Origin of the sequence: Olleya sp. Ti.3.14 (assembly GCF_038154885.1) — a bacterium.
Classification (GTDB): Bacteria; Bacteroidota; Bacteroidia; order Flavobacteriales; family Flavobacteriaceae; genus Olleya.
The window spans coordinates 1-289 of record NZ_JBAKAO010000075.1 but is presented as its reverse complement, the minus strand read 5'-3'; the positions used below and the strand labels follow the sequence as shown (position 1 = coordinate 289).

Here is a 289-nt window from a genome sequence, read left to right as displayed (position 1 = left end):
GTTCTAAAATAGCTGCTCTTATATTTTTCAATTCAACTATTCCGAATTGCAAATTTGGGAGATAGGCATTATTTAACTTCTGGTAACTACTTATAACATAAAGTCTATATTCTTTACTATTTACAAAATAATCTTGCAGCTCTTCACTGCTATTATCTTTTGTTATTCTTTTGCTTATCCATTCTGGATACCAACTGTAATTATCTCTAAATATATTTACAACTTGGTTACTTTCGTCAAAAATTTTTTTCTCTATGGTGCTAAGGGTTGTTGAAGTATCATATAATTC

The 289-nt window shown here is 28.4% G+C and carries 1 protein-coding gene; it reads right to left on the bottom strand.

Annotated features, from left to right (window positions below; genetic code table 11):
- The coding region (locus V6251_RS15340; RefSeq protein ID WP_341589019.1) for a hypothetical protein at positions 1–289 on the bottom strand (289 nt) is incomplete at both ends.